The organism is Streptomonospora nanhaiensis (assembly GCF_026642255.1).
GTDB lineage: Bacteria > Actinomycetota > Actinomycetes > Streptosporangiales > Streptosporangiaceae > Nocardiopsis > Nocardiopsis tropica.
Map to the genome: position 1 here is coordinate 1,789,799 of NZ_CP113264.1, position 19,068 is coordinate 1,808,866.

At 73.9% G+C, this 19,068-nt stretch carries 19 protein-coding genes; 13 read left to right on the forward strand and 6 right to left on the reverse strand.

Translation table 11 applies throughout. The annotated features are described in order from the left end of the window. Positions 1-3: 3 nt before the first annotated feature. Genes OUQ99_RS07910 through OUQ99_RS07920 form a run of 3 tightly spaced genes read left to right on the forward strand, consistent with a single transcriptional unit; the run spans position 4 to position 2,881 of the window. The gene (locus tag OUQ99_RS07910; protein ID WP_267948772.1) at positions 4-1,878 is read left to right on the forward strand and encodes an ABC transporter ATP-binding protein; all 1,875 of its coding nucleotides are present in this window, start codon (positions 4-6) and stop codon (positions 1,876-1,878) included. Then, positions 1,872-2,327 (forward strand): S26 family signal peptidase, encoded by a 456-nt coding sequence (locus OUQ99_RS07915; RefSeq protein WP_267948773.1) that lies wholly within the window; start codon positions 1,872-1,874, stop codon positions 2,325-2,327. Before OUQ99_RS07910 ends, OUQ99_RS07915 begins: the two co-directional genes overlap by 7 nt. 5 nt (positions 2,328-2,332) lie before the next feature. Beyond that, complete coding sequence (locus OUQ99_RS07920; protein ID WP_267948774.1) at positions 2,333-2,881, forward strand: MauE/DoxX family redox-associated membrane protein; 549 nt, start codon at positions 2,333-2,335, stop codon at positions 2,879-2,881. Between the two features lie 44 nt (positions 2,882-2,925). On the opposite strand, the gene OUQ99_RS07925 is transcribed toward OUQ99_RS07920, so the two are convergent. The 3 genes from OUQ99_RS07925 to OUQ99_RS07935 are packed head-to-tail and all read right to left on the reverse strand — an operon-like array spanning position 2,926 to position 7,824. Beyond that, positions 2,926-4,083, reverse strand: a complete 1,158-nt coding sequence (locus tag OUQ99_RS07925) for an acyl-CoA dehydrogenase family protein (protein WP_267948775.1) — start codon at positions 4,081-4,083, stop codon at positions 2,926-2,928. Beyond that, a complete protein-coding gene (locus tag OUQ99_RS07930) occupies positions 4,080-6,206 on the reverse strand; it encodes an acetyl/propionyl/methylcrotonyl-CoA carboxylase subunit alpha (RefSeq protein WP_267948776.1) in 2,127 nt (708 codons plus the stop codon). Before OUQ99_RS07930 ends, OUQ99_RS07925 begins: the two co-directional genes overlap by 4 nt. A 7-nt stretch (positions 6,207-6,213) precedes the next feature. Then, positions 6,214-7,824 carry a carboxyl transferase domain-containing protein gene (locus OUQ99_RS07935; RefSeq protein WP_267950294.1) on the reverse strand — a complete coding sequence of 537 codons (1,611 nt, stop codon included), beginning with the start codon at positions 7,822-7,824 and terminating at the stop codon, positions 6,214-6,216. Positions 7,825-7,970: 146 nt separating this feature from the next. Between OUQ99_RS07935 and OUQ99_RS07940 the strand changes: the two genes are divergently transcribed. The 4 genes from OUQ99_RS07940 to OUQ99_RS07955 all read left to right on the forward strand — a co-directional run bounded on the left by OUQ99_RS07940 (position 7,971) and on the right by OUQ99_RS07955 (position 10,352). Next, on the forward strand, positions 7,971-8,561 hold the full coding sequence (locus OUQ99_RS07940) for an SACE_7040 family transcriptional regulator (protein ID WP_267948777.1): 591 nt from the start codon (positions 7,971-7,973) through the stop codon (positions 8,559-8,561). A gap of 191 nt (positions 8,562-8,752) precedes the next feature. After that, the gene (locus tag OUQ99_RS07945; protein WP_267948778.1) at positions 8,753-9,352 is read left to right on the forward strand and encodes a sulfite oxidase-like oxidoreductase; all 600 of its coding nucleotides are present in this window, start codon (positions 8,753-8,755) and stop codon (positions 9,350-9,352) included. After that, on the forward strand, positions 9,352-10,086 hold the full coding sequence (locus OUQ99_RS07950; RefSeq protein WP_267948779.1) for an FAD-binding oxidoreductase: 735 nt from the start codon (positions 9,352-9,354) through the stop codon (positions 10,084-10,086). Before OUQ99_RS07945 ends, OUQ99_RS07950 begins: the two co-directional genes overlap by 1 nt. Then, positions 10,083-10,352, forward strand: a complete 270-nt coding sequence (locus tag OUQ99_RS07955) for a DUF6510 family protein (RefSeq protein ID WP_267948780.1) — start codon at positions 10,083-10,085, stop codon at positions 10,350-10,352. The genes OUQ99_RS07950 and OUQ99_RS07955 overlap by 4 nt, the downstream gene beginning before the upstream one ends. A gap of 179 nt (positions 10,353-10,531) precedes the next feature. On the opposite strand, the gene OUQ99_RS07960 is transcribed toward OUQ99_RS07955, so the two are convergent. Continuing rightward, a complete protein-coding gene (locus tag OUQ99_RS07960) occupies positions 10,532-11,224 on the reverse strand; it encodes a hypothetical protein (protein WP_267948781.1) in 693 nt (230 codons plus the stop codon). Positions 11,225-11,525: 301 nt separating this feature from the next. On the opposite strand from OUQ99_RS07960, the gene OUQ99_RS07965 reads away from it, so the two are divergent. Then, a complete protein-coding gene (locus OUQ99_RS07965; protein ID WP_267948782.1) occupies positions 11,526-12,902 on the forward strand; it encodes an NAD(P)/FAD-dependent oxidoreductase in 1,377 nt (458 codons plus the stop codon). 113 nt (positions 12,903-13,015) lie between these two features. On the opposite strand, the gene OUQ99_RS07970 is transcribed toward OUQ99_RS07965, so the two are convergent. After that, the gene (locus OUQ99_RS07970) at positions 13,016-13,306 is read right to left on the reverse strand and encodes a metal-sensitive transcriptional regulator (RefSeq protein WP_267948783.1); all 291 of its coding nucleotides are present in this window, start codon (positions 13,304-13,306) and stop codon (positions 13,016-13,018) included. A gap of 254 nt (positions 13,307-13,560) precedes the next feature. Between OUQ99_RS07970 and OUQ99_RS07975 the strand changes: the two genes are divergently transcribed. The 4 genes from OUQ99_RS07975 (at position 13,561) to OUQ99_RS07990 (ending at position 17,546) form a co-directional block, all read left to right on the forward strand. Continuing rightward, positions 13,561-13,806 (forward strand): DUF2630 family protein, encoded by a 246-nt coding sequence (locus OUQ99_RS07975; protein ID WP_267948784.1) that lies wholly within the window; start codon positions 13,561-13,563, stop codon positions 13,804-13,806. Between the two features lie 129 nt (positions 13,807-13,935). Beyond that, a complete protein-coding gene (locus OUQ99_RS07980; RefSeq protein WP_267948785.1) occupies positions 13,936-14,586 on the forward strand; it encodes a DUF4126 domain-containing protein in 651 nt (216 codons plus the stop codon). Positions 14,587-14,639: 53 nt separating this feature from the next. Beyond that, entirely contained in the window at positions 14,640-15,314 is a 675-nt protein-coding gene (locus OUQ99_RS07985; RefSeq protein ID WP_267948786.1) for an HAD family hydrolase, read from the forward strand. 237 nt (positions 15,315-15,551) lie between these two features. Further along, on the forward strand, positions 15,552-17,546 hold the full coding sequence (locus tag OUQ99_RS07990) for an acetoacetate--CoA ligase (RefSeq protein ID WP_267948787.1): 1,995 nt from the start codon (positions 15,552-15,554) through the stop codon (positions 17,544-17,546). 111 nt (positions 17,547-17,657) lie between these two features. On the opposite strand, the gene OUQ99_RS07995 is transcribed toward OUQ99_RS07990, so the two are convergent. Beyond that, positions 17,658-18,587 carry an alpha/beta fold hydrolase gene (locus OUQ99_RS07995; protein WP_267948788.1) on the reverse strand — a complete coding sequence of 310 codons (930 nt, stop codon included), beginning with the start codon at positions 18,585-18,587 and terminating at the stop codon, positions 17,658-17,660. 146 nt (positions 18,588-18,733) lie between these two features. Between OUQ99_RS07995 and OUQ99_RS08000 the strand changes: the two genes are divergently transcribed. After that, positions 18,734-19,051 carry an ArsR/SmtB family transcription factor gene (locus OUQ99_RS08000; protein ID WP_267948789.1) on the forward strand — a complete coding sequence of 106 codons (318 nt, stop codon included), beginning with the start codon at positions 18,734-18,736 and terminating at the stop codon, positions 19,049-19,051. Positions 19,052-19,068 lie beyond the last annotated feature (17 nt).

The following is a 19,068-nucleotide window of genomic DNA, read 5'->3' on the forward strand; positions in this document are numbered from 1 at the left end:
GCGATGGAGGACACGCACGGGCGGCCCGGCAACGGCTGGCGCCAGGTCGCCGCGGGCCTTCCCCCCGCCGTCCGGCTCGTGTGGGGTGCGGGCCGCTGGTGGGCGCTCGGCCTGACGGCGCTGGCCGTGACGGCGGGCGCGGTACCGGTCGCCAACGCCTGGCTCATGCGCACGGTGCTCAACGACCTCGCCGTGGGCGCGGCGCCGGCGGCCGTCCTCGCCGCGGCCGCCGCGCTGGCGGTCCTCGGAGTCGCGACGGCCGTGACCACGGCGCTGCAGGTGTACGCCGAGGACGAGCTGGGCCGCAGGGTCGGCCTCCACGCGGACGACCGCCTGTTCACGGCCGTCAACCGGCTCCCCGGCCTCGGACGGTTCGAGGACCCGGCCTTCCTCGACCGCCTGCGGCTGGCGGCCGACAACGGCGGGCAGACCCCGGCGCAGGTCCTCCAGGCCGCTCTCGGCCTGGTCGCCGGGCTCGTGACGGTCCTCGGCTTCGTCGGCTCCCTCGTGGTGATCCACCCGGTGCTGGCCGGGGTCGTCCTCCTCGGGACCCTGCCCGCGCTGTGGGGGCAGCTCGGGCTGTCGCGCAGACGGGCCGCCATGATCTGGAGGCTGGGCCCGGTCGAGCGCAGGGAGCTGTTCTACCGCGACCTGATGTCGAGCGCCGAGGCCGCGAAGGAGATCCGCCTCTTCGGGCTCGGCGACATGCTCCGCGGGCGCATGCTGACCGAACGGCGCAGGGCCAACGACGAGAACCGGCGCATGGACCGGCGCGACATGTCCGTCCAGGTCGCCGCCGGACTCCTGTCCGCCCTGATCTCCGGCGGGGGGCTGGTGTGGGTGGTCCTCCGGGCGGACGCCGGCTCGGGGGCCGTGGGGGACGTGGCGCTGTACATCGCCGCGGTCGGCGCGGTGCAGCAGGGGATGGCGGGCATGATCTCGCTCCTGGCCCAGGCCCACCAGCGCCTGCTCCTGTTCACCCACTACCGCGACGTCGTCGCGGTCGAACCGGACCTGGCCGCCGGGACGGGCGGGGCCGGCCCGCTGACCGGCCGTATCGAGCTGCGCGACGTGTGGTTCCGCTACACCCCCGACCAACCCTGGGTCCTGCGGGGCGTGGACCTGGACATCCCGGCGGGGACGGCCCTGGGCCTGGTGGGGCTCAACGGGTCGGGCAAGAGCACCCTCGTCAAGCTGCTGTGCCGGTTCTACGACCCCGACCGCGGCACCATCGCCTGGGACGGGACCGACATCCGCGACGTCGACCCCGCTGTCCTGCGCGAGCGGATCGGCGCCGTGTTCCAGGACTACATGACCTATGACATGACCGCCGCCGAGAACATCGGGCTGGGCGACCGGTCCCGGGCCGGGGACCGTGCGGCGATCGAGGCCGCGGCCCGCCGAGCGGGAGTCCACGACGCGGTCGCCGCCCTCCCCCACGGGTACGACACGCTCATCACCCGGATCTTCTACCAGGGGGACGGGAGCGAGCAGGGGGTCGACCTCTCCGGCGGGCAGCAGCAGCGGATCGCGATCGCCCGCGCCCTGCTCCGCGAGGAACGGGACCTGCTCATCCTCGACGAGCCCAGCGCCGGGCTGGACGCGGAGGCCGAGTACGAACTGCACACGCGGCTCAGGGAGCAGCGCCGGGGCCGCACCAGCCTCCTGGTCTCCCACCGGCTCGGCGCCCTGCGCGACGCGGACCGCATCGTCGTGCTCGACGGCGGGACGATCGCCGAGTCGGGGACGCACGGGGAGCTGATGGCGGCGGACGGCGTGTACGCCCGGCTGTTCTCGATCCAGGCCGAGGGGTACCGCCGGGACGAGGGCGATCGTGAGGACGAGAGGCGTCGCCGGGACGAGGAGGCCCCGTGCTGACCGCGATCGGCGCGGCGGTCGCGCTCGCCCTCCCGGCCGCTGCGCTGGGGGCGCTCCTGTGGGTCCGCGCCAGGGTCTTCGTCGCGGTGGTGTCGGGGGAGAGCATGCTTCCCACGCTCCGCCACGGGGACCGGATGCTCTCCGCGCGTACGCACAGGGGCACGGTGATCGCCCCGCGCCAACTCGTGGTCCTGAGCGATCCGCAGACCCCGGTGATCCGTGACGAGCGCAACCGGCGCAGGCCCAACTACCTGGTCAAACGGGTGGCGGCGGTGGCCGGTGATCCGCTGCCCCGAGGCGTCGCCGGCGACGAGGGGGGCGGGACCGTGCCGGAGGGCTTCGTGGTGGTCCTGGGCGACAACCGCGACAGCAGTCTCGACTCGCGCGGGTTCGGACCGGTCCCGGTGAGCCGTGTCGTCGGAACCGTACTGCGCCGGTTGGAGGGATGACGCCGATGCCGTGGGACCACCTGCTGCCCGGCGCGGCGGCCCTGCTCGCGACGGTCTTCGCCGTCTCGGCGTTCGGCAAGGCCCGGGACCCCCGCGGCTTCGCCGCATCGCTGGAACCGCTGCGACCGGCCCCCGCAGGAGTGCTGCCCCTCGCGACGTGGTCCGTCCCCGCGGCGGAGGCCGCCGTGGTCGCGGCCTTCGGGGGCTGGGCGTCGGGGGCCGAACAGCTGGGCCGGGCCGCCTTCGCAGGCTCGTTCGCCCTGCTGTGCGTGTTCACGGTGGTGATCGTGTCGTCCCTTCGGCGCGGGCCGTCGGCGCGCTGCCACTGCTTCGGGAGGCCGGGGGCGGTCTACGCGCCGCGCCACGTGGCGCGCAACGCCGTGCTGGGCGCCGTCGCCGCGGCGGGGGCGCTGGCCCCGGGCCCGGCGGCGGCGCCCGAGCCGGCCGGTGTGCTGCTGGCCGTTCTGGCGGGGGGAGTCGCCGGGGTCCTCGTCGTCGTCATGGACGACATCGTGGACCTGTTCGCCCCGGCAGCCCGGCCGCGCCGCGGGTAGCGGCCGGCCGGGCGCCCGAGCGTCGCACCGGCACCACTTCCGGTCTAGGCGGGGAGCCCCAGCTCACGGGCGATGAGCATCTTCTGCACCTCGCTCGTTCCCTCGCCGACCTCCAGGATCTTCGCGTCGCGGTAGAACCGGCCCACCGGGTAGTCGTTCATGAACCCGTAGCCGCCGAACACCTGCGTGGCGTCGCGGGCGTTGTCCATGGCCGCGTTGGAGGCCAGCAGCTTCGCGATCGCCGCCTCCTTCTTGAAGGGCTCGCCCGCCAGCATGCGCGACGCCGCGTCGTAGTACGCCAGCCGCGCCCCGTGCACGCGCGACTCCATCTCGGCGATCTTGAACTGGATCGCCTGGTAGTGCCCGATCGGGTGGCCGAAGGCGTGCCGCTCGTGGGCGTAGCGCACGCTCTCGTCCACGCACCCCTGCGCCAGGCCGACGGAGAGCGCGGCGATGGCGATGCGGCCCTCGTCCAGGATCCGCAGGAACTGCGCGTACCCGCGTCCGCGCTCGCCCACCAGGTTGGCCTCGGGCACCCGGCAGTCCTCGAAGACCAGCTCGTTGGTGTCGGAGGCGTTCCACCCGACCTTGGAGTACTTCTGGCCCACGGAGAAGCCCGGCGTGCCCTTCGGCACCAGGATCGAGGAGATCTCCGGCCGCCCGTCCTCCCGCCGGCCCGTGACGGCGGTGACGGTGACGAGGGAGGTGATGTCGGTGCCCGAGTTCGTGATGAACGACTTGGTCCCGTTGATCACCCACTCGCCGCCCTCCAGCCGCGCGGTGGTCCGGGTCGCCCCGGCGTCGGAGCCGCCGCCCGGCTCGGTCAGCCCGAAGGCGCCGAGGGCCTCACCGGAGGTGAGCCGGGGCAGGTGCGCCTTCCTCTGCTCGTCGGTGCCGAACCGGTAGATGGGCATGGCGCCCAGCGACACCCCCGCCTCCAGGGTGATGGCCACCGACGAGTCCACCCGGGCGAGCTCCTCCAGGGCCAGGCACAGGGCGAAGTAGTCGCCGCCCATCCCCCCGTGCTCCTCGGGGAACGGCAGCCCGAACAGGCCCATCCGGCCCATCTTGGCGACGATCTCGTACGGGAACGCGCCCCGCTCGTAGAAGTCGCCGATCACCGGGGCGACCTCGGTCCGGGCGAACTCCTCCACGGCGGCCCGAAGGTCGGCGTGCTCGGTCGACAGCTCGTGACGGCTCATGGCGTGTGCTCCTCGCGGGTGGCGGGGGTGGGAACGGACGGGTCCGGCGGGGCGTCGGCGGGCTCGGCCCGGACGGGTTCGACGGTGACCAGGGGCGCGTCCATGGGTACGGACGCGCCCGGCCGCACCGCCACGCCGGTGACGGTGCCGTCGAAGGGGGAGGGGACGGAGTGCTCCATCTTCATGGCCTCCACGACGGCGAGCGGTGTTCCGGCGAGGACCGCCTGGCCCACCTCCACGGGGACGGCGAGCACCGTCCCCGGCATGGGGCTGCGCACGGTGCCGTCGACCGCCGCGTCGTCGTCGCGCAGCGCCGCCGCCACCGGCTCCTCGTGCAGGGTCCACGCGGTGCCCCCGGCGCCCAGCCACCGGTGCCCGGTGGCGGGGTCGTCGGCGCGCGCGTAGGTGCGGGTGCGCCCCGCGTGGGTGACGGTCAGGCAGGACCCGTCCGCGGAGCGGCGTGCCGTCGCGGCGACGGGCGCGCCGTCGTCCACCCGCACCAGGTAGGCGCCGGGGGCCCCGGCCGCGCCGTCGCGCCGGACCCGGACGACCGCGGAGTCGTGCCGGGGCGCGCGCAGGCGCCAGGGGGTCCACGCCGGGCCGCCCATCCGCCACCCGTCGGGGGTGGCGAACCGGTCCGCCGAGGGGCCCGCCCCTCCGGGTTCCAGGTCGAGCTGGTGGTCCAGGGCCGCCGCCGCGTACACGTGCTCGGGAAGCGCCCCGGGCGCGGGCTCCGGCGGATCCGTCTCGATCAGGTCGGTGCTCAGGTCGCCCGCCGCCACACGCGGGTGGCGCAGCAGCCTGCGCAGGAACGCGGTGTTGGTGACGCACCCCAGCAGCACGTACGCGCCCAGGGCGGCGTCCATCCGGCGCAGCGCCTCGGCCCGGTCCGGGCCCCAGGTGATGACCTTGGCGAGCATCGGGTCGAACGCGGAGGTCACCTCGCCCCCCGCCGCGACACCGGAGTCCACCCGGGCGCCGGAGGGCTCGGACAGTGCCAGGACGGGGCCGCCGGTGGGCAGGAACCCCCGGTCGGCGTCCTCGGCGTAGATCCGCGACTCCACCGCGTGCCCCTGCCAGGACACGTCTTCCTGGCCGAAGGGGAGCGGGTCGCCCAGGGCGATCCGGACCTGGAGCTCGACCAGGTCGATGCCGCGCCCGCCGCGGATCGCGACGACCTCCTCGGTGACGGGGTGCTCCACCTGGAGCCGGGTGTTCATCTCCAGGAACGAGAACGAGAGCTCCGGCTCCCCGTCGCCCCCGGACGCCTCGGCGATGAACTCGACCGTCCCCGCGCCCGTGTAGCCGCACGAGCGCGCGGCGGCCACGGCCGCCCCGCCCATGGCCTCCCGCTGGGCGGCGGTGAGCAGGGGGGACGGGGCCTCCTCCACCACCTTCTGGTGGCGGCGCTGGAGGCTGCACTCGCGCTCGCCCAGGTGGACGACGTTGCCGTGGCCGTCGGCGAGGACCTGCACCTCGATGTGCCGGGGCCGCCGGACCAGGCGCTCCACCAGCAGGGTGGGGTCGCCGAACGACGCGAGGGCCTCCCGCCGGGCGGCCGCGGCGGCGGCCACCAGGTCGTCGGGGGAGTGGACGGCCCGCATGCCCTTGCCGCCGCCGCCCGCGGACGGCTTGAGGAGCAGGGGGTACCCGGTCTCCGCTGCGGCGTGCAGCAGCGCGTCGTCGTCCAGCGGCTGTCCGGGCTTCTCGGCGAACCCGCCCAGGACCGGCACGCCCGCGGCGGCCACCGTGTCCTTGGCGCGGATCTTGTCGCCCATCGCCTCGATCGCCGAGGCGGGAGGTCCGACGAAGACCAGGCCCGCCCCGGCGCAGGCCCGGGCGAACCCGGCGTTCTCCGACAGGAAGCCGTAGCCGGGGTGCACCATGGAGGCGCCCGACTCCAGGGCCGCCGCGACGATCGCGCCGGAGTCCAGGTAGCCGTCCACGCGCAGGGCGAGGTCGGCTGCGAGCGTGTGGGGTGCGCCGGCGTCGGCGTCGGTGTGCACGGCCACCGAGCCGATCCCCATGCGCTTCAGGGTGCGGATGATCCGCAGGGCGATCTCGCCCCGGTTGGCGACCAGCACGGTCGCGGGGGAGTGGGACGTTCGTGGCGTCGTGGTCAAGGGTTCCTCACATCCGGAAGACGCCGTAGCCCACCGGGTCCAGTGGCGCGTGGCGGGCGGCGGACAGGGCCATGGCGAGCACGTCGCGGGTGTCGGCGGGGTCGATGACGCCGTCGTCCCACAGGCGGGCGGTGGAGTAGTACGGGCTGCCCTGTTCCTCGTACCGGTCGCGGATGGGCGCCTTGAAGGCCTCCTCGTCCTCCGCGGACCACGCCTCGCCGCGCCCCTCCAGCTGGTCGCGGCGGACCGTGGACAGCACCGAGGCGGCCTGTTCCCCGCCCATCACCGAGATGCGGGCGTTGGGCCACATCCACAGGAACCGGGGGGAGTACGCCCGGCCGCACATGCTGTAGTTGCCCGCGCCGAACGACCCGCCGATGACGACGGTGAACTTGGGGACGCGGGCGCAGGCCACGGCGGTGACCATCTTCGCCCCGTGCTTGGCGATGCCGCCCGCCTCGTAGTCGCGGCCCACCATGAACCCGGAGATGTTCTGGAGGAAGACGAGGGGGACGCCGCGCCGGTCGCACAGCTCGATGAAGTGGGCGCCCTTGAGCGCGGACTCGGCGAAGAGGATGCCGTTGTTGGCGATGATCCCGACCGGGTGGCCGTGGAGGTGGGCGAACCCCGTGACCAGGGTCGTCCCGTACTCGGCCTTGAACTCGGTGAACTCGCTGCCGTCCACGATCCGGCCGATCACCTCCCGCACGTCGTACGGGGTGCGGGTGTCGGCGGGGACCACCCCGTAGAGCTCGTCCGGGTCCAGCGCGGGCGGCCGCGGCCCGCGCGTCTCCCACGCGGGCGGGCCGGGCGGAGCGAGGGTGTCGGCGATGCGACGCACGATGGTGAGCGCGTGGGCGTCGTCGTCGGCCAGGTGGTCGGTGACCCCCGACACCCGCGAGTGCAGGTCGCCGCCGCCCAGCTCCTCGGCTGTCACGACCTCGCCCGTGGCGGCCTTCACCAGCGGGGGGCCGCCCAGGAAGACGGTCCCCTGGTCGCGGACGATGACCGCCTCGTCGCTCATCGCCGGGACGTAGGCGCCGCCCGCCGTGCACGAGCCCAGCACCGCCGCGATCTGCGGGATGCCCAGCTTCGACATGGTGGCCTGGTTGTAGAAGATCCGCCCGAAGTGCTCGCGGTCGGGGAAGACGTCGTCCTGCATCGGCAGGAACGCGCCGCCCGAGTCGGCGAGGTAGACGCACGGGAGGCGGTTGTGCAGCGCCACCTCCTGGGCGCGCAGGTGCTTCTTGACGGTCATCGGGTAGTAGCTGCCGCCCTTGACCGTGGCGTCGTTGGCGACCACGACCACCGGTCGGCCCATGACCCGGCCCACGCCGGCGATCATCCCGGCGCCGGGCGCGTCCCGGCCGTCCTCGCCGTAGAGCCCGTCGGCGGCCAGCGGGGAGATCTCCAGGAAGGGGGAGCCGGGGTCGAGGAGGAGGTCGACGCGGTCGCGCGGCAGGAGCTTGCCGCGCCCGACGTGCCGTGCCCGGATCTTCTCCGGGCCGCCCGGCGCGGCGGCGGCGATCCGCTCGCGCAGCTCCAGGGCGAGGGCGCGGTTCGCCGCGTCGTTGGCGGCGAACGCGGGCCCGGCGGTGTCCACCGCCGAGCCGAGCACTGGTGCCCTGCTCATGGTGTCCTCTCGTGGAGGGATGTTAATGCTCACTAACAACCGTGATGTTAGTAACTACTAACATGGGTGTCCAGGGCCCGGGAGGCGCGAGTCACCCCGGAGCCACCCGCGGGCGAGGAGGGGCGGAGCGGATGGGGCCGAGACCGACGGGCGAGCGCCGGACGGCGATCCTGGGCGCGGCGGCGGGGCTCTTCGCCGAACGCGGCTACCGGGGGGTGTCCATCGACGACCTCGGCCGCGCCGTCGGCACCACCGGCCCTGCCCTGTACCGGCACTTCCCCGGCAAACAGGCACTCCTCGGCGAGGTGCTGGTCGACATCAGCGACCGCCTGGCGAGGCAGGGCAGGGAGCTGGTGGCGGAGGCGGCGAGTGCGGACGGCGCCCTGGAGGCGCTGCTGCGCGGACACATCGCGTTCGCCCTGGACGAGCCCTCCCTGATCACCGTGCACGACCGGGAGCTGGGCAACCTCACCGAGCCCGACCGGCGGCGCGTGCGCCGCCTCCAGCGCGGTTACGTCGAGGAGTGGGTGGGCGTGCTCGCCGAACTCCGGCCAGGGGCGTCCCCGACCGTGCTCCGCGCCGCCGTGCACGCCGTGTTCGGCCTGCTCAACTCCACCCCCCACAGCAGGGGCGAGCTGCCCCGGCCGCACATGGCCGAGCTGCTGCTCTCCATGGGCCGCGCCGCCCTCACCTCCCCCGACGCCGCGCCTCCGGCCGCGTAGCGCGGGGCCGGCACCCCGCCGTGCCCGCGGTCCCCCCGGTCAGCGGTCCCCGTTCCCGCGCTCCCCCACACCGCCGCCGTGGCCCGCCGACCCCGGACGGGGTACGAGGGTGCCCGGATTTGGAGGAGGCGATGCCGTGGGGTGACCCCGGCCGGGGTAGACCCGACGGACACCGATCCGGGGAGGCGGACATGAACGTGGTGACCAGGGGCTTTCGCGGGCGCGGGGGCCAGGACCCCGCGAGGGTTCCCCCGGGGCAGTACGAGACGCACGACTTCCCCGTGCTGTCCGCCGGACCCACGCCCCGGGTGGACACCGGGGAGTGGACCTTCTCGGTCGAGGCGGAGACGGGGCGGACGCGGGTGTGGACCTGGGAGGAGTTCCGGGCCCTGCCCCAGGAGCGGCCCCGCGTCGACATCCACTGCGTCACCCGCTGGTCGAAGCTGGACACCGACTGGGAGGGCGTCAGCCTCGACGTCCTGCTGGAGGACGTGGAGACCACCGCCGAGTACGCCCTCGCGTCCAGCTACGGCGGCTACACCACGAACCTCCCGCTCCAGGACCTCACCGACGGACAGGCGTGGATCGTGCACACCTTCGACGGAGAGCCGCTCGCCCCCGAGCACGGGGGACCGGCCCGGCTGATCGTGCCGCACCTGTACTTCTGGAAGTCGGCCAAGTGGGTGCGCGGGATCAGCCTGCTCCACCAGGACGAGCCCGGGTTCTGGGAGCAGGCCGGGTACCACGACTACGGCGACCCGTGGCGCGAGCAGCGCTACCGGGGCGACTGATGGTCGCGTGGCGGCCCGCGACCCTGGCGGCCGACCGCTGGGAGACCGACAGCGCCCGGACGCTGGTGCTCGACGTGCCCGGCTGGCCCGGCCACCGTGCGGGCCAGCACGTGGACGTCCGGCTGACCGCCGAGGACGGCTACACCGCCCAGCGCGGCTACTCGGTGGCCTCGGCCGACGAGGGGGAGCGGATCGAGCTCACCGTGCAGCGGGTGGAGGGCGGGGAGGTCTCCTCCTACCTCGTGGACGTGTTCGCGCCGGGGGACGCGGTGGAGGTGCGCGGCCCGCTGGGCGGCTGGTTCGTGTGGGACGCCGCGTCCCCGGACCCGGTGGTCCTGGTGGGCGGCGGCTCCGGGGTGGTGCCCCTGATGGCGATGGTGCGTGAGCGGCGCAGGGTGGGGAGCCGGGCGCTCTTCCGGGTCCTGTACTCGGTGCGCATGCCGGAGGACCGGTACTACCGGGGGGAGCTGGGCGCCCACCGGCCCGGAGACGGGGGAGTGGACCTGTTCGTCGCCTACACGCGCCGGGCCCCGGAGGCCTCGCCCCGCGGACCCGGGCGCCTGGGCGCGGCCGAGCTGAACACCCACGGGTTCCCGGCCGAGTTCGCCCCGGTGTGCTTCGTGTGCGGGCCGACCGGTTTCGTGGAGACGGCCTCCGACGCCCTCGTGGCCCTGGGGCACGACCCGAGACGGGTCCGGACCGAGCGGTTCGGATCCGGTGGAGGTGCCAGATGACCGAACCGGAGCACGTCGACGCCAACGCCCTGGCGGGTCCGCTGTCGGAGATCCTGTCCGTGGACCTGACCGCCGCCGAGCGGCGGTGCTCGGTGTGCGGGGCGTGCGGGGTGTTCGCGGAGCTGCACGTGACGGTGGACGGCCCGGGACTGGTGGCGAGCTGCCCGGTGTGCCGGACCCTGGTCCTGCGGCTGGTGCGCACCCCCGACAGCGTCTGGGTGGACCTGGGCGGGACGGGGGTCGTGCGGGTGCGCCTGGAGACGTGAGGCGGGGGCCTGCGGCGGTCGGCGGCGACCGCCGGACGGGCCCCGGCTCCGGGGCGGTGAGGGGGCGCCGGTCCCGGGTGGGCGGAACGGGCGGGGACGGGCGGCCGGCCTGCCGCCCGTCCCCGCCCCCCACGGGAGTGCGCCGGGACTCCCCGCGGAGGGGTCTCCCGGCGGCGCGCCTACGGCCGCGCGCCGATCGCGTCGGCGGGCTTCGCCGGGGCCTGCACCGGGGCGTCCGCGTCGGCGGGCGCCTCCTCCGCGGGCGCCTCCTCCGCGGTGGCCTCGGACGGGGCTTCGACCACACCGGCCGGGGCCTGCGCCGGGGCGTCCGCGTCGGCGGGCGCGTCCTCCTGCGGCCTCCCGGGGCCGGTCGCCCCGCCGGGGGCGCCGTCCTCGGCGGCGGACCCGGGCGCCTGCTGTCCGGGTGCTTCCTGGCCCGGCGCCTGCTGTGCCGGAGCCTCCTGGCTCGGGGCCCCCTGTCCGGGCGCCTGCTGTGCCGGAGCCTCCTGGCTCGGGGCCCCCTGTCCGGGCGCCTGCTGTGCCGGAGCCTCCTGTGCCGGAGCCTCCTGGGCCGGAGCCTCCTGCGCCGGGTTCCCCTGGTTCGGCCCGGCGGGACCGCTCGGCCCCTGGGCGCCCTCGGGGGCCTCCTCCGCGGGAACGTCCGCCGGAACGGGGTCGGCGTCCTTCCCGGGGTCGGAGGCGTTGCGGTCGATCCAGTCCACGAGGGCCTGGACGGTGACGGTCTCGAAGGTCCCGTGGGGAGACCACTCCCCGGGGCCCTCCGCCGAGGCGGCGAGGGCGGCGCCCGTGCCGAGCACGGTCAGTCCTCCGGCCAGGGCGGTGGTGGCGGCGATCCTGGTGAACGCACGCATGCTTTTTCACTGCTCCTTCCAGGTCAGGCGGCGACACGTTTCGTGATCGTGTCGTTACATACAGTCACCAGTGTTCCGGATCGCAGGTCATCCCGGGGTTTCGCGGGGATGAAGGACGCGTATGCCTTTCCCGTCCCGGGCCAAGAGGCGACAAAGTCCCCGGGACCCCCGGCGGGAAACGTCCCGGATCGCCTCCTCCGGTCGTACATTTGGCCGCGGTGATAGTGGGTACGCCTGCGTCCAACGTCCCCCAGACACGCCATGACGTCCCGTACCACGACACGGAGAAGGAGCGGTGTATATGTCTCGGCCTCGGATCGTGGTGGTCGGCGCAGGTTTCGGTGGACTCCACACCCTGCGTCACCTCGAACGCCGTATCCCGGCGGGGGCGGCCGACATCGCCCTCGTCGCCCCGCACGACTACATGCTCTACAGCCCGCTGCTGCCCCAGGTCGCCTCAGGGCTGCTCACACCCCAGTCGGTCGCCATGTCCGTGCACCGGCTCACCAGGGAGACCAGGCTCGTCCCGGGACACGCCGTCGGCGTGGACACCCGTGACCGCGTCGTCCTCGTCCGCCGGCCCACCGGTGAGCTCGCGCCCCTCCGCTACGACCGGCTGGTGCTCGCGCCGGGGGGACTCACCCGGGCCTTCGACATCCCCGGGCTCACCGAGCACGCCTACGGCGCCAAGACCCTGGCGGAGGCCGTGCTCCTGCGCGACCACGTCCTCGCCCAGCTGGAACTGGCCAACGACACCCGCGACCCCGCCGAGCGCGAGGAGCGCTGCCGCTTCGTCGTGGTCGGCGGGGGCTACACCGGCGTCGAGACCGCCGCTTCCCTGATGCGGCTCTGCCAGGAGGCGGCCAAGCGCTACCCGGAGCTGCGCTCGGTGATCCGCTGGCACCTCGTCGACATCGCGCCCAAGGTGCTGCCCGAGCTCGGCGACCGGCTGGGCCGCAAGGCGCTCGACCTGCTGCGCTCCCTGGGGATCGAGGTCAAGCTCAAGGTGTCCGTGCGCGAGGTGAGCGCCGACAAGGTGGTCCTCACCGACGGCCGGGCCCTGCCCTGCCGGACACTGATCTGGACGGCGGGCGTCTCGCCCAGCCCGCTCATGGAGACCCTGGACAGGCCCACCCAGCGGGGCCGCCTGGAGGTGGACGCCGACCTGCGCGTGCCCGGGGTCCCGGAGGTGTTCGCCATCGGTGACGCCGCGGCGGTCCCCAACCTCGCCCAGGACGGCGGCGCCTACTGCCCGCCGACCGCGCAGTACGCCACACGCCAGGCCGCCACCGCCGCGGAGAACGTCGTCGCCTCCCTGCTGGGGCGTCCGCTGCGCGATTTCCGGCACAAGGACATGGGACTGGTGGTGGACCTGAGCGGCAGGGACGCGCTCGCGCGGGTCCTCAAGTTCGACCTGACCGGCCTTCCCGCGCTGGGCGTCACCCGCGGCTACCACATGATGGCGGTGCCGTCCCCGACCGCCCGGGCCCGCATCCTGGCCAACTGGGGGATCCGGGCGTTCACCGGCGGAGAGGTGTCGCGGCTGGGCTTCGCCGACGACGGCCGCCCCTCGTCGTTCGTCGCCAACGAGGCGGTCGACTACCTGGACGCCGCGACCTCGGGCAAGGAGGGGGCGCGCCTGCTGGAGAACGAGCGGGAGCGCTACGGAGAGGACTGAGGCCGCGCGGGCCGGCGGCGTGCGCCGGGCCCCGGGCGGGGCCCGGCCGTCGGGGCTCCGGCGGCCGCCCGGGCCGTGTCCGGCCGCGGCGCGGGGGAGTCCGGGGGCGCCCCCTAGGAGCGGACGAGGCGGGCGATGGCCTCGGACGCCTCGCGGACCTTCTCGTCGGCCTCCTCGCCGCCGTTGGCGACGGCGTGGGCCACGCAGTGCTTGAGGTGCTCGTCGAGGATGGCGAGGGAGAAGGACCGCAGCGCCTTGTTCACGGCCGACGTCTGGGTCAGGATGTCGATGCAGTACTGGTCGTCCTCGACCATGCGCTGGAGTCCGCGGATCTGTCCCTCGATCCGGCGCAGCCGGTTGATGTGACTCTGCTTGTCGTTGCTGTAACCGTGGGTCGCAGCCATGGTCCCGCTTCCGTGTTGTTCCTGCCCAGATGCCATTACCATACCCCCTACAGGTATCCAACCGCGGGGGTGTGGAACGCATTCCGCCGTCCCGGCCCCGTGCGCGTGGTGGTCAATGCGGCCGTAGTAGGAGTTTCCCAGACGAACGAGGGTCGATCGCCTCGCCGTCCCGGGCCGTAAACGTCCGGTCTGATCTGGGCAAGCCCGGGGCCGGGGGCCTTGCCCCCGCCACCGGCCGAGCCGACGATGGCCGTATGAGCGAAAGCGCCGAGAACGACATCATGGCCACCATCCGGGGACTGATGGACGAGGAGCACGCGCTCCGCTCCGCCCCCGGGGGACTGGAGCCGGAGGAACGCGGCCGCATGGAGGAGGTGGAGGCCGCGCTGGACCAGTGCTGGGACCTGCTCCGGCAGCGGCGGGCCCGCAGCGAGTTCGGCCAGGACCCCGACGAGGCGCGGGTCCGCCCCGCCTCCGAGGTCGAGAACTACCGCCAGTAACCCCGGCGGTTCCAGCCACCCCGAGGCGAAACTTCATGTGCCCCGTGAGCGTCACACGGTGACACCGGCGCCGGGACGGGGGCCGTGCGCGCACGGCCCCCGTCCCCCCTGGAGCACAGAAGGAAGAGCATGTTCGCCACTCTCACCGGGTTGGGCCTGGCCTCCGCGGCGGGGCTCAACGCCTACATCCCCCTCCTCGCGGTCGGCCTGCTCGCCCGCTTCACCGACCTCGTCCCGCTCGGCGACGCCTGGCTGTGGCTCGAACACCCCGTCACCCTCGTGACCCTCGGCGTGCTGCTGGTCGTGGAGTTCGCCGCCGACAAGTTCCCCGCCGTCGACAGCGTCAACGACGTCATCCAGACCGTGGTGCGGCCCACCTCGGGAGGCATCGTCTTCGGCGCGGGGGCCTCCACGGTCGAGCTGTCCGAGATCACCGGCGCCGCCTCCGGCGCCGTGGCGGAGGACGGGACCGGGGTCTCCTGGATCCCGGTGATCGCCGGCGTGGTGGTCGCCCTGCTCTTCCACGTCGCCAAGGCGATGGCGCGGGTCGTGACCAACGGCGTCTCGCTCGGCTGCTCGGCCCCCCTCGTCTCCCTCCTGGAGGACTTCGTCAGCCTGGTCACCTCGCTGCTCGCGATCCTGGTGCCGCTGCTCGTGCTCGTCCTCTTCCCCGTGATGGTCGTCGGCGGCGCCCTGCTGGTCCGGCGCGTGCGCCGGACCCGGGCGGAGCGGCGCGCGGCCCGCGTCCCGGAGGCCCCGGACCCCGGTCACCCGAGGTGAGGTGGCCGAAAACGCATTCACGAACCGGGGCGAGGGGCCGTAAAGTGCTGCCGATGACTGAAACGACCTTCGACCGAACCGGTATCACCCACATCGTCTGGGACTGGAACGGCACCCTCCTGGACGACAACCACGCCAACCTCGCTGCGGTGAACGCCGTCTGCGCGCGGTTCGGCCGCGAGCCCGTGGAGATGGACTACTGGCGCTCCGTCTTCCGGCGGCCCCTCATCCCCTGCTACGAGGACCTCCTCGGCCGACCCTTCGCCGACGGCGAGTGGGAGCACGCGGAGCGGCTCTACGACAGCAGCTACCTGGAGCACCTGCACACCTGCGAGCTGAGCGAGGGCGTCCCGGACGTGCTGCACCGGTGGTCCGGCGGCGGCGGCACGCAGTCCCTGCTCTCCATGGCCTCGCACGAGCACCTGGTGCCCCTGGTCACCGAGCGCGGGCTCACCTCCCACTTCACGCGGGTCGACGGCCGCAGGTTCGCCACCGAGCACGACTCCAAGGCCGAACACCTGGTGCGCCACCTCGACCACCAGGGCATCGACCCGGCCGGCGTCGTGCTGATCGGCGACATCGACGACGACGCGCGCGCCGCCCGCGAGGCGGGCGCCAGGTCCGTCCTGGTCGCCAGCGGGCTGATGGCGCGCGAGCGGCTGGAGGCCACGGGCTCCCCCGTGGTCGACTCCCCGGTGGCCGCCGTCGCGGCTCTGCTCGCCGCCTGACCCGCCGCGGCCGCAGACGTCCCGTGACCGGATCCCACGGGAGCGCGCGGCCCCTCGCGGGAGCCCGTCCCGAACGCGTTCCGGGCCGGGCCCGGCCGCGGCCGCCGCGCCGGTGACCTGCACCTACCACACGCCCCGGTCCTCCCTGTCGCGAGGCCGGGGCGTGGCGGCGGTGGTGGGGTGTTGTTAGATGGGTCTCACAGCAACACACAGCCACGCGATTGGGAAGGCGGGCCAATGACGGAGAGCAGAGTGCCCCGTGTGCTCTGGGAGCCCGACGAGGCGCGGACCGAGTCCTCGAACATCGTCGCGTTCGCCCGGTGGGCCTCGGAGAACAAGGGGGTCCGTGCGTTCGGCGGGGAGGCGGGCTCCCCGGCCGCGTCCTTCGACTACGACTCCCTCTGGCGCTGGTCGGTCACCGACGTCGACGGCTTCTGGGAAGCGGTCTGGGAGTACTACGGAGTCCGGTCCGAGACCCCCTACGAGCGGGTGCTGGCCGAACGCGCCATGCCCGGCGCCTCGTGGTTCCCGGGGGCGACCCTCAACTACGCCCGACACGTCTTCGAGGGCCGCGACGACGCCCGCGTCGCCATCCGGCACGCCACCGAGCTGCGCGGACTCGGCGAGTGGACCTGGGGCGAACTCCGCCGGCGCACCGCCGCCATCGCCGCCGGGCTGCGCGGACTGGGGGTCGGCCCGGGCGACCGCGTGGCCGCGTACCTGCCCAACCTCCCCGAGACGGTCGCCGCGTTCTACGCCGTCGCCTCCCTCGGCGCCGTGTGGTCCTCCTGCTCGCCGGACTTCGGGGTCCGCAGCGTCATCGACCGCTTCGCGCAGATCGAGCCGAAGGTCCTCCTCGCCGTCGACGGCTACCGCTACGGCGGCAAGGACTTCGACCGGCGCCCCGTGGTCGACGAGCTGCGCGCCGCACTGCCCACCGCCGAGCACACCGTCCTCCTCGACCACCTCGCCCCCGGCGCCTCCCTCGACGGCACCATGCCCTGGGGGCGGCTGGAGGAGTCCGGCGCCGGGGCCGAACTGGAGTTCACCCCGGTCCCCTTCGACCACCCCCTCTGGGTGCTCTACTCCTCCGGGACCACCGGGCTGCCCAAGGCCATCGTGCACGGACACGGCGGCATCCTCCTGGAACAGCTCAAGAACCTCCACCTCCACCTGGACGCCCGCGAGGACGACCGGGTCTTCTGGTTCACCACCACCGGCTGGATGATGTGGAACTTCCTGGTCAGCGTCCTGCTGACCCCGGCCTCCATCGTCCTGTACGACGGCAGCCCGGCGGCGCCCGACATGGGCGCGCTCTGGGACCTGGCCGCCGACGCCGGGGTGACCGTCTTCGGCACCAGCGCGGGCTTCCTGGCCTCCTCGATGAAGGAGGGCGTCCACCCCCGCGAGGGGCGCGACCTCTCCCGCCTCAAGGCCATCGGCTCCACCGGCTCCCCCCTCAGCCCCGAGGCGTTCTCCTGGGTCTACGACGAGTTCGGCGAAGACCTCTGGCTGTTCTCGACCTCCGGCGGCACCGACGTGTGCAGCTGCCTGGTCGGCGGGACGCCCACGCTGCCGGTCTACGAGGGCGAGATCCAGTCCCGGGCGCTCGGCATGGCGGTCGCCTCCTGGGACCCCGAGGGCAGGGAGCTCACCGGCGAGGTGGGCGAGCTCGTCGTCACGCAGCCCGCGCCGTCCATGCCCGTCTTCTTCTGGGGGGACGAGGACGGCGAACGCCTCCGCGACAGCTACTTCTCCGTCTACCCGGGGGTCTGGCGGCACGGCGACTGGATCGAGATCACCGACCGCGGCACGGCGATCATCTACGGCCGCTCGGACTCCACCATCAACCGCGGCGGCGTCCGCATGGGCACCAGCGAGATCTACCGCGCCGTCCTCGCCCTCGACGACGTCGTGGACGCCCTCGTGGTGGACGTGCCCCAGGAGGACGGCTCCTCCAGGATCGAGCTGTTCACCGTCCTGCGCGAGGGGGCCGACCTGGAGGGCGACCTGCCCGGGGAGATCGCACGGCGCATCCGCACCGACTGCTCGCCCCGCCACGTGCCCGACCGCGTGCGCGCCATCGCGGCAGTGCCCCGGACCCTGTCCGGGAAGGTGCTGGAGGTCCCGGTCAAGCGCATCCTCATGGGCGAGGACCCCGAGAAGGTCGCCAGCCGCGACTCCCTGGCCAACCCGGAGGCCCTGGACCGCTTCAGCGAACTGAAGGGCTGACCCGGGCCCTCCGCCCGCGCGGCCGGCCTGCCGGGGCGGATCACGCGGAACACGCGCGAGGGGCCGGGCCCGCCTCCGTGGCGGAGCCCGGCCCCTCGCGCCGGGGCGGGGTCAGCGCAGGAAGGACTCCAGCGCGTCGACCACGGCCTCCGGCTGCTCCTCGGGCAGGTAGTGCCCGCAGTCGGCGATCTCGACCACCCGGACGTCGGCGCCCTTGGAGGGCATCAGGTCCCTCAGGTAGGCGTAGTTGCTCTCGTCGCCGCCCAGGGCGAGGAGCGGCGCCTCCACCTTCCCGTAGTCCCTCTCGTGCTCGATGTCGGTGTTGAAGGCGCGGTACCACGCGTTGCCGGAGCGGATGGCGTCCGCCGTGGAGTAGGCGCGGCCGTAGACCTGCCGGGAGCGTTCGTCGATCGAGGCGGGGTCCTTGGCCGAGCGGTCGAAGAGCCAGTCGGAGAGCAGGCGGTAGCGGCCCTCCAGCAACGCCTCCGGCAGGCCCTGCACCTGGTTGAGGGCGAACCACCACAGGTAGGAGCCGGACACGCCCGTCCGGTCGGGGTCGACGTACTGGTGCGGTCCGGGCAGGAGGGTGAAGGAGGACCAGTCCCCGTCCGGGTGGGGGACGTCCAGGAGGCAGATCCGGCCGGTCGACTCCGGGAAGAGGGCGGCGTGGGCGTAGGCGACCATCGCGCCGATGTCGTGTCCCGCGATGCTGACGCGGGTCAGCCCGAGGTGTTCGGCGAGGGCGTGGACGTCGCGCGCCATGGTCCTCTTGTCGTAGCCCCCCTCGGGCTTGGAGGAGGATCCCATGCCGCGCAGGTCCACGGCGATCACCCGGCGGCGGCGCGCCAGCGCGGGCATCACCTTGTTCCACTGCCACCAGGTCTGCGGCCACCCGCCCAGCAGGATCAGGGGATCCCCGTCCCCGTCCCCGCCGGAGACGTAGTGCAGCCGGACGCCGTCGACGTCGGCGTGGCGGCTGGAGAAGCCGCCGTCGAGCGAGTGTGCGAGCGCGGTGTCGCTCAGGGGGTCGACCGTGGTCATGTGGGGGTCCTCTGTCCGGGGGCTGCGGCCGTCCTTTTGTACGAAAGAACCGTACAAACGAACTGTACGGAATCCTCGTACGGATGTGCGTCGGCTGTCAAGGCCCTCGGGCCGCTGTTCGTACGGCATTCCCGTACAGTGGTCGCATGGCAGGACTCCACCACCCCGACACCGCCGACATCGAGCTCGTCGACGTGCTCGCCGCCCTGGGCCACCCCGTCCGGATGGAGGTCGCCCGCACACTCGCCGACGGCGAGGAGCGGTTCTGCGGCGAGGTCGTCCCCGAGATCCCGAAGTCGAGCATGACCCACCACCTGCGTGTGCTCCGGGAGAGCGGGGTCATCCGCCAGCGGCCCGACGGTCGCAGGCTCTACCTCGCCCTGCGCTGCGCTGACATCGACGGGCGCTTCCCCGGCCTGCTCGACATCCTCCTCGCCGCGTCCCCTCCGCGGTCGTCGCCGTGACCGCTCCCCGGTCCGGC